We start from the raw sequence: 22,635 nt of genomic DNA on the forward strand, positions 1-22,635 counted from the left end.
GCGGAATCCCGCACAAGCCAAACCCGCCAGACATAATCGTCATACCATCAAATAGCTTGCCACTCAGGGCCTCAACGGCATTGGAAGAAACTTTACTTACGGCCATGATTCCTCGCTTTTTCTGCTGGGCCTACCCGCAACCAAGCCTGACTTGCCGCCACAAACCGCCCCGGCCGCCAAACAGCCGGGCAGGACGACAAAATACATTTCTGCAGGTTCATCCTGAGAGTTTCAGGTTCTTTCGATCTTTCACTCGGACTGCACCATAGACTGGAACCACCCAAGAAAAAACCCCAGGCCGCAAGCCTGGGGTTTTTGTTAAACCGCGCCTTAGCGCTCCAGGCACATCGCAACGCCCATGCCACCACCGATGCACAGCGTGGCCAGCCCCTTCTTGGCATCGCGCCGCTTCATCTCATGCAGCAGCGTGGTGAGAATACGCGCACCGGACGCACCGATGGGATGCCCAATGGCGATCGCGCCGCCATTCACGTTCACCTTCGCCGGGTCCAGCCCCAACTCCTTGTTTACCGCCGCCGCCTGCGCCGCAAACGCCTCATTGGCTTCGATCAGGTCAAGGTCCCCAACCTTCCAGCCCGCGCGCTCCAGCGCCTTACGGGAGGACGGGATCGGCCCCGAGCCCATCAGCGCCGGGTCCACGCCAGCGGTGGCGAAGCTGGCAATGCGCGCCAGCGGGGTCAGCCCGCGCGCGGCGGCTTCCTTAGCGCTCATCACCACCAAGGCGGCGGCACCGTCATTGATGCCGGAGGCATTCCCGGCAGTCACCGTGCCGTCCTTGGTGAAGGCGGGGCGCAGCTTGGCCATGGTTTCGGGGGAGGCATCGTGACGGATATATTCGTCATTCTCCACCACCACTTCACCCTTGCGGGTGGTCAGCGTCACAGGTGCAATCTCGTCCTTGAACTTGCCCGCCTTCTGCGCGGCGGACGCCTTCTGCTGGGAGCCTAGCGCCAGCGCGTCCTGCTCCTCACGGGTGATCTGCCAGTGCTTGGCCACGTTCTCGGCGGTGACACCCATGTGATAGCCGTTAAAGGCATCCCACAGCCCGTCTTTAATCATCGTGTCGATGAAGCTCATATCGCCCATCTTCTGCCCGGCGCGCAGATATGCCGCATGGGCAGAAAGGCTCATGCTCTCCTGCCCACCCGCAACCACAATCTTGCTTTCACCGGACATCACCTGCTGCGCCGCCAGCGCCACTGTGCGCAAGCCTGAGCCGCAGACCTGGTTGATGCCAAAGGCGGTCTTGCTGTCCGGCACCCCGGCGGCATGGGCGGCCTGACGGGCCGGGTTCTGCCCCTGACCGGCCGTAAGCACCTGGCCCAGAATTACTTCGTCGATATCTTCAGGGGAGAGCCCGGCGCGCTCAATCGCGGCCTTCAACGCCACCGTGCCAAGCACATGCGCGGGGGTGGTGCCAAACGCACCATTAAAGCTGCCGACAGGGGTGCGGGCCGCGGAGACGATGACGATATCTTCCATGTCCTGGTTCCTTTTTGCCAGTCTCGTAGTCATTACGCTCAAGATAGACCGAGCACCCAATCCTTGAAAGGCCGCCAGAGCGACGTTTCCGCACGAGTGCCCGCTACCATGCCAATATGCCCGGCTTTGGGCTCAATAACCGTGACATTCCTCAACCTCGCAGCCAACCCCCGCGCCGAGGCCGCAGGCACCAGCCGGTCCTTCGCGGGGATGGCGCAGAAGCACGGCATCGCCAGCGCCTCGGGCTGCACCGGCAACCCCGCCACGCGCCACTGCCCTTGCACGGGCGTGTTCGCGCCATACCAACCGGAGAGCGCCTCCCGCGCCACTGGGGCTGCCAGCGGCACGCCATCGGCAAGCCAATCCTCCATCGCCACAAACCGGCGCGCTCGCGGGCTAAGCTTATCCTGCCCGGCAAAGTCCCGATATTTCTCGCCCACGCCGTAAGGGTCCACCATCGCGAACATCGTGTTCAGCGCATCAATCGGCAGCGTGCCGGAAAATTGCATCGCCCCTTCCATAAAGGGCACACTCTCCGCCACGCGCTTGGCGGCATCCGGGTCCTCGGCATGAAAATCCCAGGGCGTGGCGAATAATCCCAGCGCGCTCACCCGCTTTGCCCCAAAGGTCTCGGCTCGCAAGGCAGCGGCCAGCGCCAGCATACCGCCCATGCAATAGCCCACCAGCACCACCGGCCCTGGCATGGCGGCCAGGGCGCGCTCCAGCCGCCCGGCAATATAATCCGTTAGGGAAAACCGCCGCTCCACCTCACCCGGCCAGCCCCAATCCAGCAGATAAGGATGCACCCCCTGCCCGCTTAACCAGCGCAGCATCGAGGCATTTTCCATCAGATCTAGGATATAGGCCCGGTTGATCAGACTCGGCACAAACAGCACCGCCGGGCCCTCCCCGCCATAATCGAGCACCCGGCTTTCACCTTCCTCCCAGATCGCGGGCGGATCTCGCATCTCGCGCACGTAAACATCGCACCGGTACGCTGCGATGCCCGCAATCAGCGCCTTGTCCCGGCACTGGATCTCCTCAAACAGCCTCCCCCTCGCCTGCTGGTCCGGCGCTGTCTCCATCCCGCCGGTCAAGGAACTGAGCCAAACGCTGCTCAAGTTCAGCGACGCGGCGACTGAGCTGCTCGACCTCATCCATGCTAGTCCGAGATGCAGCAGCAGCGGCCGCGGTCCACGGCGGCTCAGCGGGGCGGGTGCTTCCGGGCGTTTGCTCATGCGGCAACATCGCGGCGGCGGCATTGGCCGCTTGCGCCCAAAGGCCCAACGTGGCGGCCCATGTCTCGCGCAACTCGCGGTCCGCCGCCATGGCTGTCAACTCGCTCTGCCACACGGCCACAAAGTCTTTGGCCAAATTTTCGTCCATTCGCCATCACGCCCCTGCTGGCCCTTGCGCCATACCTAACGCGCCCCTGGTCAAACTGCCATAAGCCATATGCATAGACACAGGCTGTGCATCGCACAAAATTCATGGTTCTATACATAGGCAGCACAATGTCTGTGCATCTGTCACCGAACCGGGATGGAAGACAAAACCATGAATGAAACGGCCCAGTCCACGCCACAGCCCGTTGTCGTCAAAAAATACGCCAACCGCCGCCTTTATAACACGGAAAGCTCCAGTTACATCACGCTGGATAATCTGGCCGAAATGGTTCGGAATAATCGCGATTTCGTGGTTTATGACGCCAAAAGCGGCGACGACATCACCCGCTCTGTGCTCACCCAGATCATCGTGGAAGAGGAAGGCAAGGGCAACGCCTTGCTACCAGTGAATTTTTTACGCCAGCTTATCGGCGTTTACCATACTGACATGCCGAACCTCATGCCCAAATATCTTGAGCAGGCGATGGCGCATTTCATGCGGCAGCAGGAAAATATGCGCGAAACAGTCAGCAAGACCTTCGGCACCTTCATGCCGCCGGGCATGGAAGACGTCAGCCGCAAGAATATGGAAATGATGGAACGCGCGATGACCTTGTTCTCGCCCTTCTATGGCGGCACGGAAGCCAAGTCCGAGGCCGCCCCCGCACAAGCCTATCAAGACGAAATCACCACCTTGCGGGCCGAGGTCACGCGCCTTCAGACCGAGCTGACGGCGTTAAAGACCAAGGAAAAGTAATCCCGCATAGACGGCCCTGCACGCTTGCGGTAGAGAGCAAGCCATGAAATTTGCTTTCCCCTTGGCTTTGGGCTTGGCGCTGGGTGCCGCTGTGGCGCCAGCCTCCGCACAGCTTGCTCCCGGCGGCATGGGCTCCGGCATGAGTATGGGTGGTGCGGGCGGCGCACCAGCCCCAAAAGCCAAGCCCCGCACGCCTGACCTTGCCCCCTCCGGCCTGCCCGGCGTGGGGGGTAGCGCGCCCTTGAGCACCGGCCCGCAACTGCAAAAGAACACTAGTGGCGACCCGACCCAGGAGCTTTTCAAAGCAATTAACGATAACGACTACGGCGCTGCACAGGATGCGGTAAGCCGTGGCGCGAATTTGCAGGCCAAGGACCAGTTCGGCGAAACCCCGCTGGACCTTGCCATCGCTCTCAACCGCAACAACATCACCTTCATGCTGCTGGGCTCCCGGAATGAGATGAGCGCCCAAGGTGGCGGTGGCACCATGGGCGCTCCCTGGACCCTGAACAATGTCAGCAGCCAAGCTGGCAAGAGCAGCAGCCCCCACAAAGCCACTCCCGCCAAAACCGTGCCACATGTCACCATCCCCACCGGGGAAACCGGCACACCGGACCCACAAGCCGGGTTCCTGGGGTTTGGCGTCAAGAATTGACAATCAGCCAGGGGTTCACCGCCCCTGATAGCGCTCGATATTCTGAAGCTGCTGCTTGAACCCGCGTGAGAATACGCTCTTGTGGGTTCCATCGTTGGTCGCCACAAAATACAGCGCATCGCTCTTGGCCGGGTGCAGCACCGCTTTCAACGCCGCCGCGCCGGGCGCACAGATGGGCCCTGGCGGCAAACCATAATGCACATACGTGTTGTACGGCGAGGCCAGCTGTAAATCCGCCTTGGTGATCACCACTCCACCGGACTGTTTGCCATCCGTCGCGGCAAAAATTACCGTCGGGTCCGCTTGCAGCTTCATCTTCGCTTTCAGCCGGTTCTCATAAACGGCCGCAATCGCGGGCATATCCGCCGTCAAGGGCGTTTCCTGCTGCACGATAGAAGCCAGAATCAACGCCTGCCGAGGACTGTACAACGGCACATCCGGATCACGTCCGGCCCATAGCTTTGTCAGTTCCGCCTTCATCGCCGCCTGTGCCCGCGCCAGAATTGCGGTGCGCGGTGTACCCCAGACATAGTCGTAGGTCTGCGGCAACACACTGCCATCCGCGGGCGGCGTTACCTTGCCGGTGGCAACCGGCAGGCTGTTCAGAATAGCCGCGATCTGCTTGCCCGTCAGCCCTTCGGCGATCGTCGCCTCATGCTGCACTTCCGCGCCATGACGCAAAATATTCAGGATCTGATGCACACTGGCATGGGCTGGGAACAGATACTCCCCCGCGCGCAACGGCCCTTGCCCCCGCGTGAACCATGCAGCAGCCCGAAAAATCAGCGGATATTCGATAACCCCGGCCTTTGCCAAGGTCTGCGCCAATTGGCTGACACTACCAGGCGGCACAACCAAGGTGGTATTGCTCTGGCCCGCCCCAGGGCCATCATAGCTTTGGTAAACCGCCACCTTGCCTGCCCGCGCCACCATCAGCAGCACGAGCAGGATCAGAAAAATACGGCTACGCCATCGCAATTTAGATCAGGCAACCCGCTTGAAAATGATGGACGCGTTGGTGCCACCAAACCCGAAGGAATTGGACAGCGCCACGTCGATCTTGCGCTCCTGCGCCGTCAACGGCACCCGATTTACCACCGACTCGCGGCTCGGCGCGTGCAGGTTTAGCGTCGGTGGCGCCACATTATCGCGGATCGCGAGGATGGAGAAAATCGTCTCCACCGCACCGGCAGCCCCCAGCAAATGGCCGACGGCGGATTTGGTGGAAGACATGGCGACCTTCTTCGCATGGTCCCCGAACATATTTTCAACCGCTTCCAGCTCCAGGTCATCGCCCAGCGGCGTGGAGGTGCCATGCGCGTTGATGTAATCCACGGCCTCAGGCGAAAGCCCGCCATTCTTGAACGCGGCCTTCATGGCGCGAAAAGCCCCATCATGATGCTCAGCGGGCGCGGTAATGTGGTGAGCGTCGCCGGACATGCCGTAACCGCCAATCTCTGCGTAAATTTTGGCGCCACGGGCCTTGGCGTGCTCGTACTCTTCCAGCACCACCACACCAGACCCCTCGCCCATCACAAACCCGTCGCGATCCTTGTCCCATGGGCGGGAGCCCTCGGCAGGGCGGTCGTTAAACCCTGTGGACAGCGCGCGCGAGGCACAGAACCCAGCAATGCCAAGCGGGTTCACCGCCGCCTCAGCCCCACCCGCCACCATCACATCCGCATCGCCATAGGCAATCAGGCGCGAGGCATCGCCAATCGCGTGCACGCCAGTGGCGCACGCCGTCACGGCGGAGTGATTGGGACCCTTCAGGCCGTATCTGATGGAAACCTGGCCGGAGATCAGATTGATCAGCGCCGCCGGGATGAAGAAAGGCGAAACGCGCTTGGCGCGCCCCTCATGTACCATCACCGCGGTTTCATAGATGGTTTGCAGGCCACCGATGCCGGAGCCGATCATTACACCGGCGCGGCATTTTTCGTCTTCCGTCTCGGGCACATAGCCGGAATCGGCCATCGCCTGCGCTGCAGCCACCATACCGTGATGGATGAAGCGGTCCATCTTCTTGATTTCCTTAACCGGAATCCATTCCGGCAGGTCGAGCCCGCCCTCGGCCGCCGACCCCACCGGAACTTGTCCGGCGATTTTAGCCGCAAGCTCCGTGGTGTCGAAGGATTGGATGGCTGTAATCCCGGATTCTCCGTTAATCAGCCTCTTCCAGACATGTTCGACCCCCACCCCAAGCGGGCAGACGATCCCCATACCTGTAACGACAACACGGCGCATGCGAACTCCTCGGACGGATCTCAGATATAAGCGAAACGGCCCTTATTCGGCCTTTTGCTTCTCGATATAGTCGATCGCGTCTTTGACGGTGGTGATCTTCTCGGCGGCATCCTCGGGGATCTCCACGCCGAAGGCTTCCTCGAAAGCCATCACCAGCTCAACGGTGTCCAGCGAGTCCGCGCCCAGGTCGTCGATGAAGGAAGCTTCCGGGGTCACCTTGGCTTCGTCCACGCCGAGATGCTCGACAACAATCTTCTTAACCTTGTCGGCGATTTCACTCATCGAAATTTCACTTTCCTGCTGGGTTGGCTAAACCCGGAACGGCTTTGCGGGCCGCAACCGGTTCAGAATTGTTAAAAACGTCACACGTCGCGGCGCTTAGCATGATTTTTCGCGCGGCGCCAAGCCAAGAGATCAGGCCATAGCCATGCCACCATTCACATGCAGCGTGGCACCGGTCACCCATCCCGCCTCCTCAGACGCAAGATACACCACAGCGGCGGCAATATCCTTAGGCACGCCCAGGCGTCCCAGCGGGATTTTACCCGAAAGATCCGCCCGCTGCGCCTCGTTCAGTACATCGGTCATCGGCGTCTCGATAAAGCCGGGCGCCACCAGATTCACGGTAATCCCGCGCGAGGCGACTTCCTGCGCCAGCGACTTGGTCAACCCAATCAACCCTGCCTTGGCCGAGCAATAATTCGCCTGCCCAGGGTTGCCGGTGGTGCCAACGATGGAACCGATATTGATCACCCGCCCAGCCTTTCGGCGGAGCATGAATTTCAGCGCCGCGCGGGAGAGCCGGAACGGAGCGGCGAGATCAACATTGATCACCTTCTCCCAATCCGCGTCGCTCATGCGCAACACCAACCCGTCCTTAGTCAGCCCTGCATTGTTCACCAGAACATCAACCTTGCCCATCGCGGCTTCCGCATCGGCAATCAGTTTCGCCGGTTCATCAGCCTGGGACAGATCGGCAGGCAGTACATGCACACGCTCACCTAGCTCGGCGGCTAAGGCATCCAACGCTTCACGGCGGGTGCCAGAGAGCGCCACAACCGCCCCTTGCGCGTGCAGCGCCCGGGCAATCTCCGCCCCAATCCCGCCGGACGCACCGGTCACAAGCGCGGCTTTACCAGTCAGATCAAACATTTACAGAACCTTCAACACGGCTTCGATATCGGCGGGACTACCCACCGGCGTCGCGGTGGCATCAGGCGTAATCCGCTTCACAAGGCCAGACAGCACCTTGCCGGACCCAATCTCGTAGAAATTGGTCACGCCCAGCTTCACCATCTCCTCCACGCTCTCGCGCCAGCGTACGGTGGCAGTCACCTGTTGCACCAACAGATCGCGGATTTCAGACGGGTCACTCGCCTTGGCGGCGGTCACATTAGCGATAATTGGCAAAACCGGCGCATGGGGTGGCGCATTAGCGAAGGCTTCGGCCATCGCATCCGCCGCCGGGGCCATCAGCGCGCAATGAAACGGTGCTGAGACCGGTAATAACATGGCGCGCTTCACGCCCTTGCCCTTGGCAATCTCAATCGCGCGCTCCACCGCCGCCCTATGGCCGGAAATCACCACCTGCCCGCCACCATTATCATTCGCGGCGGAGACGGTTTCGCGCCCATCCGGGCCAGTTTCGGCCTCGGCGCAAATTTCCCGGGCCAGATCCATATCCACACCCAGCAGCGCCGCCATGGCGCCCACTCCCGGGGCCACAGCCATCTGCATGGTCTGGCCACGCAGCTTCAACAATCGGGCCGCCTCGGCAATAGAGAACGCATCCACCGCCGCTAGCGCACTATACTCGCCCAGGCTATGCCCCGCCGCGAGCACAATCTTATCCTTCAGCACCACGCCGCCTTCCTGCTGCAACACGCGCAGCACGGCGAGAGAAACAGCCATCAGCGCAGGCTGGGCATTCTCGGTCAGGGTCAGCTCGTCAGACGGCCCTTCGAACATCAATTTGGAGAGTTTCTGCTTCAGAACCTCGTCCACTTCCTCGAACACTTGCCGGGCCGGGGCGAAGGCCGCAGCCAAATCCTGGCCCATGCCGACAGCCTGGCTGCCCTGGCCGGGGAAGATAAAGGCGTTCACCGCCATGAATCGTGTCTCCTTGTGTTGACGGCGCACCTAGCATGTGTGGAACAGGACGCAAAATTTTGACGCGCCCTTAAGACATGCGCCCCCCCCCCCCGCAACGCCAACAAAAGCCCAGCCCTTAACGGGCTGAAATCCTAGGCCAGAATCTCCCGCACCGCCTGCCCGGCTGACAGCACCGCCCCTTCCATCCACCCCGCCCACTCAGCGGCCACGTCGCCGCCAATCACGCGCACCCGCCCGAACACTTCCGCAAAGCAGGCCGGTGGATACGCCCCCAGAGCCGCCGCCATCCAACTGCCGCGGGCATAAGGGTCAGCCAGCCAATTCTGGGCGGAGGCGGACAGAATTTTTACCCCTGGCAACGCGGCAGCAAACAAGGCTGCCGGGTCCTGGCCCTCAACATCCCGGACCAACGCCTGGGCGCAAACCAGCAACTCGCCATCCCGCTCCCAGCTATAAACAAACCGCAGCGGCGGCGCGGTTTGCAAGCTTGTAACCGGCGCCGCGCCCTGTGCCCGCGCCCACAGCTTCACAACCTGCCCGGCATTCATCCGCGCCGACGCCTCCCGCCCGATTCCAGCAATCACCGGAGACATCTCGATCTGATGCAAAACCGCCACCGGCACGGCCAGCAGCACCCGCCCCGCCATAACCGAAACCCCGTCCCCCGTTATAGTGACCGTTTCACCCGCCTGCCGAATAGCCCGCACCGGCGTATTCAAGCGCAGGATACCCGCGGGCAACTCCTGCGCGATCTTCTCCGCCAAGCCGCCAAATCCGCCAAACAGCCGTCGGGCCTCCGGTGAAAAGGTCAGATCAACGTTGCCCCCATGAAAACGGATCTCCTCTCGCAGCGCCTTCGCGGCCACCTCCGCCATATCCGCACCTAGAAGCGGAAACAAAGCGAGTTCTACCAAGGCGCGGCTCACGGAATCCTGAATCAGCGCCTCAAGCAGGGCCTGCACGGAAAGCCGAGTTTCATCTCCACTGGCCGGGCGTTCGAACCATGCCTGCAAGGCGGTCAGGCCATAATCGAATCCGGCATGAGACCGACGCAGCTCATCATAGCTGGCCACAACCGAGAATCCGGGCGCACGCCACTCGACACTGGCACGCTCGGACTCCAGCTCCAGGCCATAACGCTCAATCAGCCCCATCATGTTCGCATGGAAGTCCGGCAGCACCCATTCCGCCCCCCAATCCACGGCACGCGCGCTTCCAGCCATGGCAGAGGCATAAGTCCGGCCGCCAACCCGCTCGCGCGCCTCCAAAACCAGCACACACTTGCCGGCCTGCGACAATTTTTGTGCGGCAATCAGGCCCGCCAAACCGGCGCCTATGATCGCCACATCAACAGTCACATCGGCCATACAGCAAATCTCCGACATAAATACATGAATTCATTTATTTATGCGGACCAGCACCAAGGCTGTTCAAACGAATTTAACGCCCGGATCAAATGACTTGAAGTTATACAATCAACCGGATACGTCTCACAGCAGCGCCAAAGCCGCCAACTCCCGCCGCATCGCCTCCGGCATCTCCGCCGCACCGCCTGTTTGTTGCCCCAGATCCGGCGGCGCGTCTTTCGGGTCCAGATAGCGCCAGCCCTGAAAAGCACGCATCGCCCTCCCTTCCACCCGCACCAGCTTTGGGTCCAGAACCAGGGCTGTACAGGGTGTGCCATCCGGCTCCTGGTCCTGCCACACATCCAGAATGCGCTGGCGCACCAGAACCACCCCGCCAACCACCCAATAGAGCGAGCCACCATCGGTCAGCTCCGCCGCGCGCTTGGGGAAATTACGGGTAAAATGACGCAAGGGCGGCATCTCGGCCGCCCTTTGTTTCTGCCAAGCCGTAAGGTGCGAAACATCTTTCGCCCCCACGGCCAGCTTGATCAGATGAACCGTAATTAGTTCTTCGCCTTGTCGACCAGCGCGCCCTTGGAGATCCAGGGCATCATGCCGCGCAGCTTCGCGCCCACTTCCTCAATCGGGTGAGCGGCATTACGCGCGCGGATAGCCTTGAAGCTCGCCTGATGCACCTTGTTCTCCAGCATCCAGTCGCGGGTGAAGCGGCCAGTCTGAATGTCCTCCAACACCTTCTTCATCTCAGCCTTGGTCTCGGCGGTTACAATGCGCGGGCCGGTGACATATTCACCATACTCGGCGGTGTTGGAGATGGAGTAGTTCATGTTGGCGATGCCTCCCTCATAGATGAGGTCAACAATCAGCTTCACCTCGTGCAAGCACTCGAAATACGCCATCTCAGGGGCATAACCGCCCTCAACCAACGTCTCGAACCCGGCGCGGATCAGTTCGACCAGACCGCCGCACAGCACAGCCTGCTCACCGAACAGGTCGGTCTCGCACTCTTCCTTGAAGGTAGTCTCGATGATGCCGCCCTTACCGCCGCCATTCGCGGACGCGTAAGACAGCGCGATCTCGAACGCGTTACCGGTGACGTTCTGTGCCACGGCCACCAAGGTCGGCACGCCGCCACCCTTCAGGTACTCACCGCGCACGGTGTGGCCAGGGCCCTTCGGGGCCACCATGAACACGTCAATATCCTTGCGCGGCTCGATCAGGTTGAAATGCACGTTCAGACCATGGGCGAAGGCCAGGGCAGCGCCTTCACGCAGGTTGGCGGCCAGATCCTTATAATACAGGTCAGCCTGGCCCTCATCCGGGGTCAGCACCATCACCACGTCCGCCCACTTGGCGGCATCCGCCGGGGCCATGACCTTCAGGCCAGCACCTTCGGCCTTCGCAATGGCGGCGGAACCGGGACGCAGGCCAATCGCCAGTTCCTTCACGCCGGAATCCTTCAGGTTCAGCGCGTGAGCGTGACCCTGGCTGCCATAACCGATAATGGCAACCTTCTTGCTCTTGATCAGATTAACGTCGGCATCCCGGTCGTAATAAACGCGCATTGGCTGTGATCCCTGATTGGTCTCTGAGAAAAATACTGGCGGCTCCCCTACTGCGTTTTTCAGCCGCTGTCACCCGCCCGGCGGCTGGATTCTGGCATGACTGCCTCCCGCTTCGCGCAATGTTATTTCTACAGAAGGCCATTTGACGTAATTTTTTCACAGCCCTCAAACCGCCATCTTTCGCAATTATTTTTGCAATCCAATTGATTCAGCAAAAATTATTAAATACGCTGCCCCTGCGGCAAGGCAACGGCCCGGATCGGCCGCGAACACCAACAACAGACCCATTCCGGGGCGGAGGAAAACACTAAATATGAGCATCAGAATCGCAGTTCTTGGCGCTGGCATCATGGGCACCGACCATGCCCGGATCATCGCCCGGGATTTACCCGGCGCGGTCTTGCAGCTTGTTTGCGATGCCTCGCCCGACCGCGCTCGCGGCGTAGCCAACGCCTTTGGCGCCGTGGATGCCATCACCGACCCTCTGGCCGCCATCGCCCGGCCGGATGTTGATGCCGTACTGATCGCCAGTCCTGACGAGACCCACGCCCCTCTGGCCCTGGCGGCCATCGCGGCTGGCAAACCGGCACTGTGCGAAAAACCACTCGCCCCCAGCACTGCAGACTGCCTCAAAGTCATCGAATCGGAAACCAAAAACGGACGGCGGTTCCTGCAGCTGGGCTTCATGCGGCGGTTCGACCCGTCTTATGGCGAGATGAAATCCGCCCTCACCGGCAGGCTGATCGGTAAAGCCGTGATGATGCACAACATCCACCGCAACGTCGAAGCCCCCGCCAATTTTACCGGCCAGATGGCCATCACCAACTCAGCCCCGCATGAGTTCGACGCCGCCCGCTTCGTGCTGGACACGGACTACACGGCCATCTCAGTTTTCCAGCCGGAAAACATCGAAACCACCCGCATCGGCGCCCCGGTTTTCATGGTTCTGGAAACCGCCTCCGGCCCGCTGGTGAATATCGAGATCAATAATAACGCCACCTACGGTTATGACGTGCGCAGTGAGCTGGTGGGCGAAACCGGGGCGGTGCAGCTTGCCGCCCCTACCCCCGCCCGATTCGACCTCGCGCTGCAATCCTTCCAACGCTACCCGGCGGATTGGCGCCCTCGCTTTGCCGAGGCGTACCGTTTGCAAAACCGCGCCTGGCTCGACGCCATCCGCACCGCCATGCCCTCGCCCATCGCCGCGACGGCCTGGGACGGCTATTGCGCCGCACGCATCGCCGAGGCGGGCGTTTTGTCCCTGGCAGAAAAACGCCGCGTCACCCTCCCCCGCCTTGAAACCCCCTCCTTCTACCGCTGACAGGAACCGCGTCATGAAACTTGGATTCGTATCCGACAGCCTCGGCACCATGAGCTTTGAGCAAATGTTGGACAATGCTGCGCGGCTTGGCGTCTCGGGTGTTGAGGTCAATACCGGCGGCTGGTCCACCGCCCCGCATTTCGACCTTACCGCCATGCGCCAAAGTGCCGATGCCCGCCGCACCTTCCAACTGGCGTTCGAAACACGCGGGCTGGAGATCATTAGCCTCAACGCTAACGGCAACCCGCTTCACCCCACCGACCCCTCGCAGGCCACCTGCCTTGAGGACACTATCCGCATCGCGGGCGACATGGGCATCCGCACCATCTGCGCCATGTCCGGCCTGCCCGCAGGCACCTCCGGGGACAGCATGCCTAACTGGGTCATCTCCTCCTGGCCGCCGGAGACGCGGAGCATCCTGCGTTATCAGTGGGAGGAAAAACTTTTCCCCTTCTGGCACAAAATCGTCGCCCTCGCGCTGGAGTACGGGATAGAGCGGATCGCGCTCGAACTTCACGGCAATCAATGTGTTTACAACGTCCCCAGCCTGCTGCGCCTGCGCGCCGAAATCGGGGATGTCATCGGCGCCAATCTCGACCCCTCCCATCTGTTCTGGATGGGCGCCGACCCGCTCGCCGCAGCGGATATGCTGGGGACCGCCCTCTATCACGTCCACGCCAAGGACACGATGCTCAATGCCCCCGTGCAGGCCACCACATCCTTGTTAGAAAATGGTGGGCTGATGGATATTCCCGCCCGCAGTTGGTCTTATGTCACGCTCGGATTTGGCCATGGCGCGGAATGGTGGAGCCGCTTCTGCTACCGCCTGCGGATGGCGGGCTATGATGGCTGGCTGTCGATCGAGCATGAGGACGTGATGCTCAACAGCCTCGAAGGGCTTGAAAAATCCGTCGCCCTTCTGCAACGTGTCATGCCCTCTGCCGTCAGCAACTACAAACCCCAGGAAATCTGATCCCCCATGGCGGCATTGCCGCCATTATTCCTCAACGCCCCGTCTTCCTCTAAAACGCTGGCACGGCCCCGCTTTGGGTCAAGGAGGAGCAAGATCAATGACCCCCGAAGCAGATAAAAAGCCCTTCACGCTCAAATACCGAGCCAGTTTCACCATAACCATGCTCATTACCGGCGTATTGATGACACTCACGGGCGTTTTCATCGTCGTAGGCTCACTCGTCCTGTTCCGCCCTTTTGCGATCTTCGCTGGAATCTTCATCGCAATTGGCGGCATCCGGCTGCTCCGCCGTTACGGGGCCGCCTTTGCACGCCGTCATGCAGCCTATGAGGCGGACAGCAACGGCCTGCACTTTCTGTCCTCAAACAGTTACTGCATCCCCTGGCGTGACATATTGGGCCTGCATGTCCGCCACCTGCGCGGAAAACCAACGGACCTTTACATCTACCTCAAACATAACCCGGGGAGTTCTCTCTTCTACCCTGAGACCGACCCGCGCGCCGCCATATTCAGCAGTCACCGGCCAGAATCCCCCAACCAACTACATCTGCGCCTGTCGCATTTCACCACGACCCACGCGGACGGCATCGAGGCTGGCCTCCGCGCCTGGGCCCCGCGCAATGGTGAGTTTCCCGAGAAGGCCCGAGTTCTGGACGGCCACCTTTCCCGCCTCAACTGGATGGCCTTCACCTTCGTTTTAACGGGGGCCTTCATCATTATTGCGGTCTCCATCATGTACGGAATCATATCGCCGCGCACCATCGCCATTGTCTGCACATGTATGGCTCTTCCGGCTGCCCTGTTCTGGGCCATCGGTAAAATCCAGCCTTATTTTCAAAGCTGGTCCACTCCCCGGCTAATCACCTACGACGGCAAGCTCTACGCCCCCGGCTCAACAATCGGCGCGGTGGAACTCACGGACATTCTGAACATCCGCTACCGCGTGGGCATGCTCACTGTCCTCTTCACCCAGCCCAAAGACATCGTTAAGGATTATCAGTTCAACCGCTATGGCGTCTTTGCCCAAGCCAGATTGCGCACCAAGGGTAGCACCCGTAAAACGCTGGCCGCCTTTTTCAAACCGCTGCGTCTTTGGGAAAACGGCAAACGGCTGGACTACAAAAAAATTCAGGCAGATCAAAAACTTCTTCGGCAACAGAGGAAAGAGCGGCTTAGCAAACAAGTTGGCAAACACTAAACCCTGCCCCTGACACACAGGCGTCAGGGGTAGGTTTTATAACGCTAACCGCTATTGCGCAGCGCCGCCGCCGCACCGTTGATGGAAATATGCACGCCCCGGCGAATCCGCTCAGAGGCTTCACCCTCTCCGCTCTGCGTGCGGTAACGGCGCAGCATCTCCACCTGCACATGGTTCAGCGGGTCAAGATACGGGAACCGGTTCACCACGGAGCGGCGCATTACCGGGTTATGGTCAAGCAGCGACGCCTGTTCGGTAATCGCCAGCAGATAACGCTTGGAGCGTTCATATTCCCCCACAATCCGGGGAAATATCCGCGCCCGCAACGCCTCATCGTGCACCAGCGCCGCATAGCGAGCGGCAATGCCCATATCCGCCTTCGCCAGCACCATGTCCATATTCGACAAAAGCGTTGAGAAAACCGGCCAGTTCTTGGACATGCCCTGCAGCAGCCGCATTCCTTCCGCCTCGCCGCGCGCGGCTAGCAACCGCTCCACCGCGCTGCCAAACCCATACCAGCCCGGCAGCATGATGCGGCATTGCGCCCAGGAGAACACCCAGGGAATCGCTCGCAAATCCTCAATCGAGCGGCTCTTGCTGCGGCTGGCGGGGCGGCTACCTAGATTCAGCGCGGAAATTTCGGAAATCACCGTGGATTGCCAGAAATAATCCTCAAACCCCTCGGTCTCATACACAAGGTTCCGGTACGCCGCGAAAGCGTAATCCGAAAGTTCGCCGAGTGTGGCAAGGAATTCCGCATCAGGCGGCTCGGCGGCGGCGGGGTCGGCGGTGGCCACCAGCGTCGCCGCGACAATCACCTCAAGGTTACGCCTGCCGACTTCTGCATTACCATATTTCGCGGCAATCACCTCGCCTTGTTCCGTCAGCCGGATCTGCCCCTGCACGGCCCCGCGCGGCTGCGCCAGAATCGCTTGGTAAGACGGTCCGCCGCCGCGCCCCACGGACCCGCCGCGGCCATGGAACAGCCTGATGCGCACACCATGCTTGGTGAACACCTCCACCAGCCCAACTTCCGCGCGGTACAGCTCCCAGCCGGAGGTAATAAACCCGCCATCCTTGTTGCTGTCCGAATAGCCGAGCATCACCTCCTGCACATTGCCACGCCGCGCCAGCAGCGCGCGATAAACCGGGGCGGCGAACAGCATCTCCATAATCGCCGGTGCTGCCCGCAAATCCTCAATGGTTTCAAACAGCGGTACGACATTTACATCCAGCTCGCCCTCGGCCGGGCGCAGCAACCCGGCTTCCTTCAGCAGCACCGCCAACTCCAGCATGTCCGAAAGACCATCGGTCTTGGAGATGATCATGGTGCGAATGCAGCGCTTGCCATACCGCAGATGCGCGGCCCGCGCCTCATCAAAAATCGCCAACTCCTTGGCGGTCTCCGCGCTATAGGCTACATGGCGCGAGACCAGCGGCCGCGCCGTCTCCAACTCTTTCAGCAACAGCGCGATCCGGGCCTGCTCATCCAGCGCCAGATAATCCGTGCCCGGCTGCGCCACCGCCAGCAACTCCGCCACCACACGTTCATGCACTGCCGCATTCTGCCGCAGATCCAGCGGCGCCAGCGTCCAGCCAAATGCCCGCGCGGCGCGCTGCAACGCGCCCAGTCGCCCTTGCGTAGCCAGCACCCCGGCGCCATGCCCTTCCAGGGAGTGCGCGATCACCGCGAGATCCGCGGAGAATTCCTCCACCGCCCCATAAGGTGCGGCGTCCGCCCCGCGCACGGAGGCTGAGAGCTCGCTCGTCGGTGCGCGGCCCAGAAGCGCCTCATGCGTCGCGGCCAGACGCCCCTGGATTTTCGCCAGGGCCAAACGGTACGGCTCATCCATCCGGTGCGCGGATGTATCCGGCGAGCCATCCGCCAGCGCGCGCAATTCCGGCGTCACATCCACCAGCAGCATCGCGAAGGAGAATTCCTTCCGCAACGCCCGCACCTCGGTGATGTAATGGTTCAATGCCTTTTCCGCCTGCGTAGCCAAAGCCGACCGCAAGACCTGCGCATCCACAAACGGGTTCCCATCGCGGTCCCCGCCAATCCAGGTGCCGACTTCTAGAAACGCGGGCAACTCCGCGAGCCCGGCACCGGCGGCCTGCTCCACGGCGGCATAAAGCTTCGGCACCTCGGCAAAAAAGGTCGCGTCAAAAAAGGTCAGTGCATTGCTTACCTCGTCCAGCACGGAAAGCTTGGACATACGCAGCACCCGCGTCTGCCACAGCGTCAGCACCTTGGCCCGCAATTCCGTCTCAATCTCGTTGCGCTCATCCTGCGTATCCGCCAGCCGGTCGCGGCGGGTCAGCAAAGCGGCAATCGCATCCAGGCAATCGAGAATGGAGCGGCGCTGCACCTCCGTCGGGTGCGCGGTCAGCACCGGGGAGATATAGGCATCGCCAAAAAACGCCTTCAGCCGGGCTTCATCAAACCCATGCGCCTTGGCACGGTTCAACGCGCCGGCCAGCGAACCCTCGCGCGGCGTCGCCCCCGCCACCATGCGGGCCCGCCAGCGCCTTGTATGGTGATGATCCTCGGCCAGATTGGCCAGGACCGAAAAATACCCAAAGGCACGGGTGATACGGTTGATATCAGGGTCGGACAGGCCAGCCAAAATCCGTTCTAACTCGACCTGGGCGGCTTTGTCCTCATTGCGGTGATACCGCACCGCAAGCTGGCGGATGGTCTCAATCAGTTCATACGTCGCGGGGCCATCTATGGCGCGGATCGTATCGCCGAGAATCCGTCCCAGCAGACGGATATCTTCACGCAAGGCTTCATCAAGGGACTCGGGACGGTGCTTTTGCACTTCGAACGTAACCATGCCCGTATGAAACGCATATCCGATATTCGCGCAAGCGCTTTTTGCAGCGCAGCAAAGGGCTGCCGAACAATGTTCTCCGGCAGCCCTTTGCTTTTTAAGCTTTTACAATCATCCAGCGCGATTTTCGACCAGATCGGTCACCACGCCCGGATCCGCCAGGGTCGAGGTATCGCCCAGGCTCTCGGTCTCGTTGGCGGCAATCTTGCGTAGAATGCGGCGCATGATCTTGCCGGAGCGGGTCTTGGGCAGGCCCGGCGCCCACTGGATCACATCCGGCGCCGCAATCGGGCCAATCTCCTTACGCACCCAGGTAATCAGCTCCTTGCGTAGCGCATCGGTGGGCTCCACATCCGCCACCAGGGTCACATAGGCGTAAATGCCCTGGCCCTTAATGTCATGCGGGAACCCAACCACCGCCGCCTCGGCTACCGCTTGATGCGCCACCAGAGCGGACTCTACCTCTGCCGTGCCCATGCGGTGCCCGGAGACGTTAATCACGTCATCCACGCGGCCGGTAATCCAGTAATAACCATCCTCATCCCGCCGCGCGCCGTCACCGGTGAAATACAACCCCTTGAAGGTAGAGAAGTAGGTTTGCACAAACCGCGCATGGTCACCATAAACGGTGCGCATCTGCCCCGGCCAGCTATCGGCGATGCAAAGATTGCCCTCGGTCGCCCCCCGCAGCTCATGACCTTCGCCATCCACCAGCATCGGCTTCACGCCCGGCAGCGGCAGCGTCGCGGAGCCCGGCTTCAGCGCCGTCGCGCCGGGCAGCGGGGTAATCAGAGCGCCGCCAGTCTCGGTCTGCCACCAAGTATCCACAATCGGGCAACGATGCTCGCCCACCACGCGGTCATACCAGTGCCAAGCTTCCGGGTTGATCGGCTCACCCACGGACCCCAAAATCCGGAGCGACTTGCGGGAGGTTTTCTTCACCGGCTCCTCGCCGTCGCGCATCAAGGCGCGGATTGCCGTCGGCGCGGTGTAGAAAATATTGACCTTGTGCTTGTCGATTACCTCCCAGAACCGCGAGGTGGAAGGATAATTCGGCACGCCCTCGAACATCAGGGTCGTCGCGCCATTCGCCAGCGGCCCATACACTATGTAGGTATGGCCGGTCACCCAGCCCACATCTGCCGTGCACCAGTAAACTTCACCGGGATGGTAATCGAACACATATTGATGGGTGAAACTCGCCCACACCATGTAACCGCCGGTGGTGTGCAGCACACCCTTCGGCTTGCCGGTGGACCCGGAGGTGTACAGAATGAAGAGCGGGTCTTCCGCGTTCATTTCCACCGGCTCGTGGGTGGCGGGCACCTTCGCAGCTTCCTCATGCAGCCACACGTCGCGGCCGGGCTGCATCGCCACGTCACCGCCAGTGATTTTCACCACCACCACGCTCTTCACGCTCGGGCAGGTCTTCAGCGCCTCATCGGCATTCACCTTCAGCGCCACCTTGCGCCCGCCGCGACGGCCTTCATCGGCCGTAATCAGCGCCACAGAGCCGCAATCCTGCACGCGGCTGGCCAGAGAATCCGGTGAGAACCCGCCAAACACCACGGAATGCACCGCGCCAATCCGAGCGCAAGCCAGCAGCGCCACGGCGGCTTCCACCACCATCGGCAGATACACAGTGACCACATCGCCCTTCTTCACACCCTGCGCCGTCAGCACATTGGCGAGGCGGCAGACCTGCTCATGCAGTTCGCGGTAGGTCACTTTTTTAGAATCGTTCGGGTCATCCCCCTCCCAGATGATCGCCACCTGGTCGCCGCGCTCCGCCAGATGCCGATCCAGGCAGTTGGCGGCGGCATTCAGTGTGCCGTCTTCAAACCATTTGATCGACACATCGCCAAAAAAGGTTGTGTTCTTAATCTTGGTCGGCTGCTTCATCCAGGTCAGACGTTTGCATTCCTCACCCCAGAATGCCTCAGGTTCGGAGCTGGCACGTAGGTACATCTCCTCATACCGCGCGCGGTTCGCCAACGCGTGAGCGGCAATTTCAGGTTTGACCGGGACAATATCGGCATCGGACATTACGGGGCCCTCCAGTTTTGTTTTGTAGCTTGTACTTATCACAAAATTCCCGGCGGCGCGCCAAGACTGATCCGTTCTGACGCATTCCGTTATAACCCGGCTTTTCCGCCCCACCGACGCAGGATCGTTGACAAAACTTCACGTTTCGTGCCTGCTGCGAACCGCAATCGACGATGGACTTGACTTGAGTTCCCGCGCTCCAGCCGCTGGATGCAGACAAGGCGGCCATAACCCGGTTGTCCCGGTATCCAAGGCCGGGCGGATTATCTGCTTAAGGAGCGACGAAGACTATGCCGATTGGTACCGTGAAATGGTTTAATACAACAAAGGGTTTCGGATTCATTGTGCCGCAGGATGGCGGCAAGGATGTGTTCGTGCACATTACCGCGGTCCAGTCCGCCGGCATGCGCGGCCTGAATGAAGGCCAGAAGGTGAGCTTTGAGGTCACCAAGGAACGCGGCAAGGACGCCGCGGTGAATCTCAAGGCCATCTAAGCCGAAGGCAAGCGCGCCGCCCCTCATCAGACGGGCGGCGTTTTCATGTTCAGCCCCCTGTGTTCGGCCGGTAGGCGGTGGCAAACTGCTCAATCGCGCCATGAATCTCCTGGTCCGAGAGCAGTACAGGCCCGCCCGCCTGCAGACTGAGCAGATATTGCTGCGCCAGCACCTCCAGCTCCGTCGCGGCCCCCAGCGCGGCAAACACATCGTGCCCCACCGCCAACCCACCATGATTCGCAATCAGGCAGGCCGTGCGCCCCACCAGCGCCCGCAGCACCGCATGTGAAAGATCCACCGTACCAAACAGCGCATAATCCGCGCAGCGCACCGTGCCCCCGCCAAAGCGCGTGATCATGTAATGGCAGGGCGGAATCTCCCGCCGTGCCATCGCCAGCGCCGTGCAATGCGGCGCATGATGATGCACCACCCCGCCCACCTCCGGCCGGGAGAGATAAATATCCAGATGAAACCGCCATTCCGAGGACGGCCTGAACCGCCCCTCATGGCTTCCATCCGCCCGCAACAGCGGAATCATCTCCGGCGTCAGCGCCTCATAATCCACCGCCGAGGGGGTGATGAGGACCCCCTCCTCCACCCGCAGCGACACATTGCCAGACGTACCCGCCGCCAGCCCCCGTGCCGCCATGGTCCGCGCCGCACGAATCAAGTCCAGCCGCGACTGCCTGTTGGCCTCCGTCACGGCGCGGACGCAAAATTAAGAGCGGGGGACATTTTCATTGAATCATCATGCCAACGCAGCGTCAGCGTGGCTTTTTTCACCGGCGCATGCGCGAAATCATGCGCTGCGCAGGCGCTTTTGGCGGCCCCGGCGCTGACATAGGAAATCTCCGCCACCGCCCCGCCCGGCGCAGGACGCAAGCTGTCGATCGAAAGCAGCACCGCCTGCCCCGCATTCAACGTCTGGCAATTCGCATTGGGGTTCAAAGTGTCCCGCAAATCCCGCGCGCTCAAAATCGAAGGCGCCTCGCCCGCGGGAGGTGGCAGACTCTCAACCGAAAGCTGGCTATCCTCCTCCCCTTGCCCTTCCCAGCCAGAGAGACAAACAAACTGCGCCCTCCCGTCCGGGTTCAGCGACACGCAATGCGCCGCCTGCCCGCCCGGATACCAGCCTTTCAGCTTCCAATGGCCCGGCCCGCCGGCAAACAAAATCCCGCCGCCAAAATTATTGGCGTGCGCTTCAAAGCTGCCCGCATAGGTCACATAAGCTTCATCCGCGTCCGCGCTGGTGAGATGCCCCATCACCACGCTCTTCAGCGTAATGCCCAGCCCCAGCCCCGCGCCGCCATAATCCTGCGACGGATAGCCGGGCAACGAGGTGCATTGATGCGCATAGCCGCCTCCCGGCCCGGAGGCGCCGCTGCAAACCAGCGGCAGAAAAGCCGTCTGCTCGGCATCCGTTAAAGCCCGCGGGTCATGGTTCGCCGCCTGGGTCTGCGGCGCCGGCACGGGTTTCGTCCCGGCGACATCCTGCTGCGCTCTCGGCCAGAACAGGAACACCCCCGCGCCAATAATGACAAGCACGGAAAACAGAGCTGCAAGGCGCCTCATCCAAAACCCCCAAATCAGTCCAGATCGCGCTTTGCCCCTTTTCTTGGCTCGGGTAAACAGCTTGCACGGTAAGGTTTTGGAAAGCGTCCCCATGGTCTCAGGGCGAATCCTCCTAGGGGCTCTGCCCCTGCTGCTCTCCGGCTAAGCCTTCTAGCAGGCGCAAGGCTAAGGCTTACCACGCCTGCCCCCGGCGCCAACCGACCTTTATCCACTCGACCCTGGAGACGTGCCGACCATCCGCGTCTACGACCAAGGCCAGATGTCTTGCACCTATTATGTGGATGATTGCACCTATATCGGCATACTGTTGCTCGGCCTTGTGAAAGAACGCGAATGCACTCTTCGGCGCCGTTACCCAGGCTTTGCAGGCCAAACAACTGATCCTGCCCCCTCCCATGGCGGTTGAGGTCTCCACCTACTACCCCTTCTATATTCGGGCGAGGTCAACAGTTCCGGCCAATACCCATACCCTCTCGGCATAACAGTTCTGACGGCGATTTCCATAGCGGGCGGGTTCACTTACCGGGTTGAGGCGGCCTATGTGAAAGTCACACGCAATATGGGCAGCAAAGCTGTCTAGTATGGCCCAACAACTTCCGCATTGGTGCA

General features: G+C 61.1%; 23 protein-coding genes and 1 pseudogene. 8 read left to right on the forward strand and 16 right to left on the reverse strand.

Going from position 1 to position 22,635, the window contains the following annotated elements:
* The 4 genes from BUB54_RS20210 to BUB54_RS20730 all read right to left on the reverse strand — a co-directional run.
* Positions 1–106, reverse strand: a 106-nt coding sequence (locus tag BUB54_RS20210) for a CoA-transferase (protein WP_280521938.1), incomplete at its 3' end; no start/stop codon positions are given.
* Positions 107–330: 224 nt separating this feature from the next.
* Complete coding sequence (locus BUB54_RS08180) at positions 331–1,503, reverse strand: acetyl-CoA C-acetyltransferase (RefSeq protein ID WP_048878900.1); 1,173 nt, start codon at positions 1,501–1,503, stop codon at positions 331–333.
* 38 nt (positions 1,504–1,541) lie between these two features.
* Positions 1,542–2,588: an alpha/beta fold hydrolase gene (locus BUB54_RS08185; RefSeq protein WP_241869376.1), complete on the reverse strand. Its 1,047-nt coding sequence runs from the start codon at positions 2,586–2,588 to the stop codon at positions 1,542–1,544.
* Entirely contained in the window at positions 2,545–2,889 is a 345-nt protein-coding gene (locus tag BUB54_RS20730) for a hypothetical protein (protein ID WP_175556485.1), read from the reverse strand. Before BUB54_RS20730 ends, BUB54_RS08185 begins: the two co-directional genes overlap by 44 nt.
* A gap of 171 nt (positions 2,890–3,060) precedes the next feature.
* On the opposite strand from BUB54_RS20730, the gene phaR reads away from it, so the two are divergent.
* Positions 3,061–3,645: a polyhydroxyalkanoate synthesis repressor PhaR gene (gene phaR / locus BUB54_RS08190; protein ID WP_048878912.1), complete on the forward strand. Its 585-nt coding sequence runs from the start codon at positions 3,061–3,063 to the stop codon at positions 3,643–3,645.
* A gap of 43 nt (positions 3,646–3,688) precedes the next feature.
* Entirely contained in the window at positions 3,689–4,300 is a 612-nt protein-coding gene (locus tag BUB54_RS08195; RefSeq protein WP_052948361.1) for an ankyrin repeat domain-containing protein, read from the forward strand.
* Positions 4,301–4,315: 15 nt separating this feature from the next.
* On the opposite strand, the gene mltG is transcribed toward BUB54_RS08195, so the two are convergent.
* From mltG to ilvC, 8 genes are all read right to left on the reverse strand, one after another.
* Entirely contained in the window at positions 4,316–5,278 is a 963-nt protein-coding gene (gene mltG, locus BUB54_RS08200; RefSeq protein ID WP_048878898.1) for an endolytic transglycosylase MltG, read from the reverse strand.
* Positions 5,279–5,284: 6 nt separating this feature from the next.
* Positions 5,285–6,547: a beta-ketoacyl-ACP synthase II gene (fabF, locus tag BUB54_RS08205; RefSeq protein ID WP_048878897.1), complete on the reverse strand. Its 1,263-nt coding sequence runs from the start codon at positions 6,545–6,547 to the stop codon at positions 5,285–5,287.
* A gap of 42 nt (positions 6,548–6,589) precedes the next feature.
* Entirely contained in the window at positions 6,590–6,829 is a 240-nt protein-coding gene (locus BUB54_RS08210) for an acyl carrier protein (RefSeq protein WP_008494968.1), read from the reverse strand.
* 132 nt (positions 6,830–6,961) lie between these two features.
* On the reverse strand, positions 6,962–7,699 hold the full coding sequence (gene fabG / locus BUB54_RS08215) for a 3-oxoacyl-[acyl-carrier-protein] reductase (protein ID WP_048878896.1): 738 nt from the start codon (positions 7,697–7,699) through the stop codon (positions 6,962–6,964).
* A complete protein-coding gene (gene fabD / locus BUB54_RS08220) occupies positions 7,700–8,656 on the reverse strand; it encodes an ACP S-malonyltransferase (RefSeq protein ID WP_048878895.1) in 957 nt (318 codons plus the stop codon).
* Between the two features lie 134 nt (positions 8,657–8,790).
* Positions 8,791–10,026, reverse strand: coding sequence for a flavin monoamine oxidase family protein (locus BUB54_RS08225; RefSeq protein WP_048878894.1), 1,236 nt, complete (start codon positions 10,024–10,026; stop codon positions 8,791–8,793).
* 123 nt (positions 10,027–10,149) lie between these two features.
* Entirely contained in the window at positions 10,150–10,611 is a 462-nt protein-coding gene (locus BUB54_RS08230) for a DUF1489 family protein (RefSeq protein ID WP_342351561.1), read from the reverse strand.
* Positions 10,569–11,588 (reverse strand): ketol-acid reductoisomerase, encoded by a 1,020-nt coding sequence (gene ilvC, locus BUB54_RS08235; RefSeq protein ID WP_048878892.1) that lies wholly within the window; start codon positions 11,586–11,588, stop codon positions 10,569–10,571. Before ilvC ends, BUB54_RS08230 begins: the two co-directional genes overlap by 43 nt.
* A gap of 313 nt (positions 11,589–11,901) precedes the next feature.
* Between ilvC and BUB54_RS08240 the strand changes: the two genes are divergently transcribed.
* The 3 genes from BUB54_RS08240 to BUB54_RS08250 all read left to right on the forward strand — a co-directional run bounded on the left by BUB54_RS08240 (position 11,902) and on the right by BUB54_RS08250 (position 15,080).
* Positions 11,902–12,909, forward strand: a complete 1,008-nt coding sequence (locus BUB54_RS08240) for a Gfo/Idh/MocA family oxidoreductase (RefSeq protein ID WP_048878891.1) — start codon at positions 11,902–11,904, stop codon at positions 12,907–12,909.
* A gap of 13 nt (positions 12,910–12,922) precedes the next feature.
* Positions 12,923–13,882 (forward strand): sugar phosphate isomerase/epimerase family protein, encoded by a 960-nt coding sequence (locus BUB54_RS08245; RefSeq protein WP_048878890.1) that lies wholly within the window; start codon positions 12,923–12,925, stop codon positions 13,880–13,882.
* 97 nt (positions 13,883–13,979) lie between these two features.
* Positions 13,980–15,080, forward strand: a complete 1,101-nt coding sequence (locus BUB54_RS08250) for a hypothetical protein (RefSeq protein ID WP_048878889.1) — start codon at positions 13,980–13,982, stop codon at positions 15,078–15,080.
* 44 nt (positions 15,081–15,124) lie between these two features.
* On the opposite strand, the gene ppc is transcribed toward BUB54_RS08250, so the two are convergent.
* Positions 15,125–17,917, reverse strand: coding sequence for a phosphoenolpyruvate carboxylase (gene ppc / locus BUB54_RS08255; RefSeq protein ID WP_048878888.1), 2,793 nt, complete (start codon positions 17,915–17,917; stop codon positions 15,125–15,127).
* Positions 17,918–18,025: 108 nt separating this feature from the next.
* On the reverse strand, positions 18,026–19,960 hold the full coding sequence (gene acs / locus BUB54_RS08260; RefSeq protein WP_048878887.1) for an acetate--CoA ligase: 1,935 nt from the start codon (positions 19,958–19,960) through the stop codon (positions 18,026–18,028).
* Between the two features lie 290 nt (positions 19,961–20,250).
* Here acs and BUB54_RS08265 point away from each other — a divergent pair, with 290 nt between their 5' ends.
* Positions 20,251–20,454 carry a cold-shock protein gene (locus BUB54_RS08265; RefSeq protein ID WP_048878886.1) on the forward strand — a complete coding sequence of 68 codons (204 nt, stop codon included), beginning with the start codon at positions 20,251–20,253 and terminating at the stop codon, positions 20,452–20,454.
* A gap of 49 nt (positions 20,455–20,503) precedes the next feature.
* On the opposite strand, the gene BUB54_RS08270 is transcribed toward BUB54_RS08265, so the two are convergent.
* Both BUB54_RS08270 and BUB54_RS08275 read right to left on the reverse strand, forming a co-directional pair.
* Positions 20,504–21,157, reverse strand: a complete 654-nt coding sequence (locus BUB54_RS08270; protein WP_073211462.1) for a class II aldolase/adducin family protein — start codon at positions 21,155–21,157, stop codon at positions 20,504–20,506.
* Complete coding sequence (locus BUB54_RS08275; RefSeq protein ID WP_139284840.1) at positions 21,154–22,026, reverse strand: hypothetical protein; 873 nt, start codon at positions 22,024–22,026, stop codon at positions 21,154–21,156. The genes BUB54_RS08270 and BUB54_RS08275 overlap by 4 nt, the downstream gene beginning before the upstream one ends.
* Before the next feature lie 226 nt (positions 22,027–22,252).
* Between BUB54_RS08275 and BUB54_RS20215 the strand changes: the two genes are divergently transcribed.
* Both BUB54_RS20215 and BUB54_RS22035 read left to right on the forward strand, forming a co-directional pair.
* On the forward strand, positions 22,253–22,432 hold the full coding sequence (locus BUB54_RS20215; protein WP_139284841.1) for a hypothetical protein: 180 nt from the start codon (positions 22,253–22,255) through the stop codon (positions 22,430–22,432).
* A gap of 39 nt (positions 22,433–22,471) precedes the next feature.
* A pseudogene (locus BUB54_RS22035) lies at positions 22,472–22,606 on the forward strand (polysaccharide biosynthesis/export family protein); the annotation flags it as partial.
* Positions 22,607–22,635: the final 29 nt, after the last annotated feature.

The sequence above is a fragment of the Acidocella aminolytica 101 = DSM 11237 genome (genome assembly GCF_900129125.1).
Lineage (GTDB): Bacteria > Pseudomonadota > Alphaproteobacteria > Acetobacterales > Acetobacteraceae > Acidocella > Acidocella aminolytica.

Excerpts from the sequence above, each read along its gene's own strand:
- BUB54_RS20730 (WP_175556485.1), bottom strand. The coding sequence starts at position 2,889 with ATGGACGAAAATTTGGCCAAAGACTTTGTGGCCGTGTGGCAGAGCGAG.
- BUB54_RS08250 (WP_048878889.1), top strand. The coding sequence starts at position 13,980 with ATGACCCCCGAAGCAGATAAAAAGCCCTTCACGCTCAAATACCGAGCC.
- fabG (WP_048878896.1), bottom strand. The coding sequence starts at position 7,699 with ATGTTTGATCTGACTGGTAAAGCCGCGCTTGTGACCGGTGCGTCCGGC.
- ilvC (WP_048878892.1), bottom strand. The coding sequence starts at position 11,588 with ATGCGCGTTTATTACGACCGGGATGCCGACGTTAATCTGATCAAGAGC.
- BUB54_RS08225 (WP_048878894.1), bottom strand. The coding sequence starts at position 10,026 with ATGGCCGATGTGACTGTTGATGTGGCGATCATAGGCGCCGGTTTGGCG.
- acs (WP_048878887.1), bottom strand. The coding sequence starts at position 19,960 with ATGTCCGATGCCGATATTGTCCCGGTCAAACCTGAAATTGCCGCTCAC.
- BUB54_RS08185 (WP_241869376.1), bottom strand. The coding sequence starts at position 2,588 with ATGGAGACAGCGCCGGACCAGCAGGCGAGGGGGAGGCTGTTTGAGGAG.
- phaR (WP_048878912.1), top strand. The coding sequence starts at position 3,061 with ATGAATGAAACGGCCCAGTCCACGCCACAGCCCGTTGTCGTCAAAAAA.
- ppc (WP_048878888.1), bottom strand. The coding sequence starts at position 17,917 with ATGGTTACGTTCGAAGTGCAAAAGCACCGTCCCGAGTCCCTTGATGAA.
- BUB54_RS08275 (WP_139284840.1), bottom strand. The coding sequence starts at position 22,026 with ATGAGGCGCCTTGCAGCTCTGTTTTCCGTGCTTGTCATTATTGGCGCG.
- BUB54_RS08180 (WP_048878900.1), bottom strand. The coding sequence starts at position 1,503 with ATGGAAGATATCGTCATCGTCTCCGCGGCCCGCACCCCTGTCGGCAGC.
- BUB54_RS08210 (WP_008494968.1), bottom strand. The coding sequence starts at position 6,829 with ATGAGTGAAATCGCCGACAAGGTTAAGAAGATTGTTGTCGAGCATCTC.
- BUB54_RS08240 (WP_048878891.1), top strand. The coding sequence starts at position 11,902 with ATGAGCATCAGAATCGCAGTTCTTGGCGCTGGCATCATGGGCACCGAC.
- fabF (WP_048878897.1), bottom strand. The coding sequence starts at position 6,547 with ATGCGCCGTGTTGTCGTTACAGGTATGGGGATCGTCTGCCCGCTTGGG.
- BUB54_RS08195 (WP_052948361.1), top strand. The coding sequence starts at position 3,689 with ATGAAATTTGCTTTCCCCTTGGCTTTGGGCTTGGCGCTGGGTGCCGCT.
- fabD (WP_048878895.1), bottom strand. The coding sequence starts at position 8,656 with ATGGCGGTGAACGCCTTTATCTTCCCCGGCCAGGGCAGCCAGGCTGTC.
- BUB54_RS08265 (WP_048878886.1), top strand. The coding sequence starts at position 20,251 with ATGCCGATTGGTACCGTGAAATGGTTTAATACAACAAAGGGTTTCGGA.
- BUB54_RS08245 (WP_048878890.1), top strand. The coding sequence starts at position 12,923 with ATGAAACTTGGATTCGTATCCGACAGCCTCGGCACCATGAGCTTTGAG.